General features: G+C 72.8%; 1 protein-coding gene. It reads right to left on the bottom strand.

Annotated elements, in window-relative coordinates:
- On the bottom strand, positions 1-1,121 hold a 1,121-nt coding region (locus PSD17_RS20480), incomplete at its 3' end, for an IS30 family transposase (protein ID WP_339124181.1).
- Positions 1,122-1,168: the final 47 nt, after the last annotated feature.

Consider the following 1,168-nt stretch of genomic DNA (forward strand, 5'->3'; position numbering starts at 1 on the left):
GTGTTCTCGTTGCTGCCCCGCTGCCAGGGGCTGTGTGGGTCGCAGAAATAGACCGGCAACTCCAGCGCCATGGTGATCTCGGCGTGGCGGGCCAGCTCGATGCCCTGGTCCCAGGTCAACGACCGGCGCACCATCGCGGGCAGCACCCGCATCGCGGCGATCATCGCGTCCCGGACCTGGACTGCGCCGTGGCCCCCGGGCAGGTGCAGCAGCAACACGAACCGGGTGGTCCGCTCGACCAGCGTGCCGATCGCGGTCTCGTTGCCGGTGCCGAGGATGAGATCGCCTTCCCAGTGCCCGGGCACGGCCCGGTCGGTGACCTCCGCGGGCCGCTGGGAGATCATGACCTTGTCCCGGATCCGGGTCTGGTTGCGGTGTTGGCGTTGGTCGGGCAGCCGGTTCGGGCGGCGCAACGCCCGCCCGGTCCGGAGACACCCCGCGAGCTCGCGGCGCAGCTGCCCGCGGCCTTGGACGTAGAGGGCCTGGTAGACGCCCTGGTAGATGGTTTCGTGGGACACCCACATCTCCGGCCGGTCGGGGAAGTCTCGGCGCAGAGTCTGACTGATCTGCTCCGGGCTCCACTGCTGCTCGACCAGCCTGGTGTGTACGTGGGCGGCCAGCTCGGGGTGGGTGAGGAGTTTGGCGGGTGTGCGGCGGCGGGCGCGGGCCTCGGCTTTGGCCTGGGCCACCACCGCCCGGTACCGCAGCCGTTCGTGCTGGGGCCGGTCCCGGCCGCCGTGCGTGCCCGGGTCTGGCCCCAGGCGGTGCGGGCGCCCGTCAGGCAGCGGGGGCCGGCGTGGATAGCGCACGGTGCGGTTACGGGCCAGTTCCCGGCCGATGGTGGCGCGGTGGCGGCCCAGCCGCCGGGCGATCTCGGCCCGGCTGTGCCCGGCCGCCCAGCCCACGGCGATCTCTTCACGTTCGGCCAGGGACAGATAACGCCCGCCGGGCTCGGTCAGGTCCGGGATCATCCCACCAGACTCGACGACCCACCCCCGCCCGGCCGAGGCTGACACCCCCACCTCCGCGGCGGCCTGCGCGATCGTGGCCCCCGCCAACCGGGCCCTCCAGAACCGGCGGACCCGTTCCCGCGGCACCCTCGGCGGACCGATCACACTCATCACCCCAGCTCGACAGGGTGTTGCGACGAGCCCTTGAATCCACCGGC

The sequence above is a fragment of the Pseudonocardia sp. D17 genome (assembly GCF_036984265.1).
Lineage (GTDB): Bacteria > Actinomycetota > Actinomycetes > Mycobacteriales > Pseudonocardiaceae > Pseudonocardia > Pseudonocardia benzenivorans.